Source organism: Paraburkholderia phenoliruptrix, assembly GCF_019511605.1.
GTDB classification, from domain to species: domain Bacteria; phylum Pseudomonadota; class Gammaproteobacteria; order Burkholderiales; family Burkholderiaceae; genus Paraburkholderia; species Paraburkholderia phenoliruptrix_A.
Map to the genome: position 1 here is coordinate 1 of NZ_JAEUAV010000056.1, position 3,006 is coordinate 3,006.

Here is a 3,006-nt window from a genome sequence, read left to right on the forward strand (position 1 = left end):
GGCCTGATGGTGTTGCAGGTGAGGAAATGCGGCGCGGCCGGTTTTTAACCGGACATGGCTTGGCGGGGGAACGCGGGAGCGAGGGGATAGGCCTCGAACAAATGGACCAGCTATTTGGCGCGCCCGGCTGGGATCGAACCAGCAACCCCTGCCTTCGGAGAGTCCCCAACGCTGTTTTTGGGTGTTCGCAGACGTTTTCCATTCCATTTAAAATCAGCTACTTAGTCTTTCTCTGTTCGGGCACGTAATCCACTGTTCGGCGCAGGATTTGCCCTACCGTTGCCCTAGGCTATACTTTTGCCCTACTTGCAGGGGCTAGGGCATGGGTCAGAAATTCAAGATCGACCGCGATTTCATGCGGGCAATCAAGCCGACCGGGAAGTATCAGGAGTTCGTGGATGCAGCCTTGCCTGGCTTCGTTGTCAAGGTGACGCCGGCTGGCTCCAGTTCTTACACGATCCGTTGGACCAAGCCGGACGGGAGGCAGGGACGCCGCGTCATCGGATACTGGCCCGAAAAAGACCCCAAGCCGATGCGGGATCTCGCGAAGGTCGAGCTGCGCGACGTGGACAAGCGCGGCGACACGACAGCGGACGTGCTCGAGCGGCGCCGCCGGAAAGCAGAGGCCGACAAAATCATCGGCACGCCAACCCTCGCTACATTCATCAACGACCGCTATGCCGACTGGCTGGCGGCCAACACCCGGAGCAGCGCCGCGACACTCGCTCGACTGCGCAAGTCGTTTTCTGAACACCTAGACAAGCCGCTCGGCGAATTCAGCGCGTGGATCATTGAGAAATGGCGCTCTGGCCGGCTCAAGGCGGGGATTGGCGCATCCACCGTAAACCGCGATCTTTCGGCGCTGCGTGGCCTATTCTCGCGCGCGCTCGAATGGGGCGTGATTGCTGAGCATCCAATGCGGACGGTTAAGGCGTTGCAAGCGCCAAGCGGCAAGGTGCGTTGGCTGTCCGACGATGAGGAATGCCGCCTGCGCGCCGCGCTCGACGCCCGCGAGGAGCGCGACCGGGCCGCCCGCGAGAGCGCGAATGCATGGCGCGAGTCCCGCGGGTACGATCCGATGCCCGACCTGCGTGGCGCGGCGTTTGTCGACCATCTCAAGCCCGCCGTGCTGCTCTCCATCAACACCGGCCTACGGCAAGGCGAGCTGCTCAAACTCGACTGGCAGCACGTCAATCTCGATCGTGCAATCCTGACCGTGGTCGACACTTCGGCTAAGTCGGGAAGGCAGCGGCACATTCCGCTCAACGACGAGGCGCTCGCAACGCTCAAAGCGTGGCGCGAACAGTCCCATCAATCGATCGTTTTCGCGAGCGTGGATGGCGGCGTGCGCGTGGACGTCAAGACGGCATGGCAAAAGCTGCTCAAAGACGCGAAGATCACAAATTTCCGGTGGCACGACATGCGTCATCACTTCGCGTCCCGGCTGGTCATGGCCGGTGTGGACCTCAACACGGTGCGCGAGCTTCTCGGCCACGCGGACCTGACTATGACTTTGCGGTACGCGCACCTTGCGCCTGAGCATCTGTCTGCGGCCGTGGCAAAACTGAACCGTTCGCCGGTCGCAAGCGCCGCCGCGACGAGCATGGAGAAAGAAGCGTGACCGACGAAGAAATGCTCGCTGAGCAAAAGCGAATCGAACGGGAATTCGAGCGGGCCTATGATGCGCACCCGCTATTTGGTCCCGTGAACGACGACGAATTTTTGAACCTGGCGACTCAGATTTTCTTCGCGGCTGCTTTCCAAGACGAGCCGATCGCCGGCGTTGCTCAGAAAGCGGCTCGTGCGCTCGCGACGCGACTGTCTGGCTTCCCGGATGACACTAAAAATTGGCGCGTAACGTTCCCGCCGATGGGCCTGCGAAAAGAGCAAATGCTGACCAAAGCGCAGAAGAAGTCTCGCGCCATTGCTTTCGAAGTCTGCCGGCTAATTCTTGCCGGCGAGCTGATGACTCATGCCACGGCGACCGTGGCGACAAAACGCAAGGTCTCACCGCAAAAAGTCACCGGGGACTACTACAAATACAGGGGTCTATTTGTCGACCTGCACCGGTCCTCTAATCCCGACGATACAAATGTTTCTAAATTAGAAGATTGAAATTTAGAAGAAGCACGACAATCGGGATTTAGTATAAATCGCGCAGCGTATATACAAATAGGCAGGCGCTTGCAGAATAAATAGAGTGTGGATGTCCCGGCCGGACACTGACGAACAACCAGTGTTTTAGGAGCATCCAATATGTCGAAACCTGCCTTTACCGTCGCAGAATTCTGCGAGGCGCACGGCCGCATGTCGCGCACACTTTTCTACTCTCTCATCAAGAATGGCAAAGGGCCGCGCTTGATGAAAATAGGCCGGAGAACTCTCGTCAGCCAAGAGGCTGCGGCCGATTGGCGCCGCGAGATGGAGAGCTTGTCCGCACACACCAACGTTGCGGTGGCCGTATGAGCCAAAAAAATAGCGCCCCGCAGGGCGCCACAAAGCAAAACCTCATCGGCTCGAATGTTAGCACCGCAGGAATCGAAGGAACAGTGTTTCTCGATCTCCAGAAGAACGACAGCGAACGTCTGCGCGTGATCGTGAAGGAGTACCGCGGCCGGACCTACGTCGACCTTCGTGTTTGGTATTCCTGCAATGCAGGATATTCCCCGTCGCAAAAAGGCGTAACGATACGTCCGGAGCAAATCCCTGGCATCGTCCAGGCATTAATGCTGGCGGCCCAATCCTTCGACCCGAAGGAGGCAGCGTGATTCAGCCCCTAAAAAAGCCCTTGCACGCGGTAAACGGCGGCGCGTATACTTTTCGCGTGTCTGAGACAACAGACACCGGGTTTAGCAGCCTGAAAATGTTGGCGGACAACCGCCGTCGAGCGGTTTTTTTGCGTCCGTACACCTTCGCACGTCCAATCAATGGGTGGGCCTTGGTGGGGAGGGCTTCGGCCCTGCCGGTGCCAACGTTCCGGTCTGCTAACCCCGTCAAGTGCCCGCC

General features: G+C 58.8%; 5 protein-coding genes. All 5 read left to right on the forward strand.

Going from position 1 to position 3,006, the window contains the following annotated elements; genetic code table 11:
• On the forward strand, positions 1-248 hold a 248-nt coding region (locus tag JNB89_RS30685), incomplete at its 5' end, for a hypothetical protein (protein ID WP_220364722.1).
• Positions 249-355: 107 nt separating this feature from the next.
• Positions 356-1,621 carry a tyrosine-type recombinase/integrase gene (locus JNB89_RS30690; RefSeq protein ID WP_220364723.1) on the forward strand — a complete coding sequence of 422 codons (1,266 nt, stop codon included), beginning with the start codon at positions 356-358 and terminating at the stop codon, positions 1,619-1,621.
• A complete protein-coding gene (locus JNB89_RS30695; protein WP_220364724.1) occupies positions 1,618-2,115 on the forward strand; it encodes a hypothetical protein in 498 nt (165 codons plus the stop codon). The genes JNB89_RS30690 and JNB89_RS30695 overlap by 4 nt, the downstream gene beginning before the upstream one ends.
• Positions 2,116-2,256: 141 nt before the next feature.
• Positions 2,257-2,466, forward strand: a complete 210-nt coding sequence (locus JNB89_RS30700) for a hypothetical protein (RefSeq protein ID WP_220364725.1) — start codon at positions 2,257-2,259, stop codon at positions 2,464-2,466.
• Positions 2,463-2,768 carry a transcriptional coactivator p15/PC4 family protein gene (locus JNB89_RS30705; RefSeq protein ID WP_220364726.1) on the forward strand — a complete coding sequence of 102 codons (306 nt, stop codon included), beginning with the start codon at positions 2,463-2,465 and terminating at the stop codon, positions 2,766-2,768. Before JNB89_RS30700 ends, JNB89_RS30705 begins: the two co-directional genes overlap by 4 nt.
• The last annotated feature ends 238 nt before the right edge of the window (positions 2,769-3,006 follow it).

Excerpts from the sequence above, each read along its gene's own strand:
- JNB89_RS30690 (WP_220364723.1), top strand. The coding sequence starts at position 356 with ATGCGGGCAATCAAGCCGACCGGGAAGTATCAGGAGTTCGTGGATGCA.
- JNB89_RS30700 (WP_220364725.1), top strand. The coding sequence starts at position 2,257 with ATGTCGAAACCTGCCTTTACCGTCGCAGAATTCTGCGAGGCGCACGGC.
- JNB89_RS30705 (WP_220364726.1), top strand. The coding sequence starts at position 2,463 with ATGAGCCAAAAAAATAGCGCCCCGCAGGGCGCCACAAAGCAAAACCTC.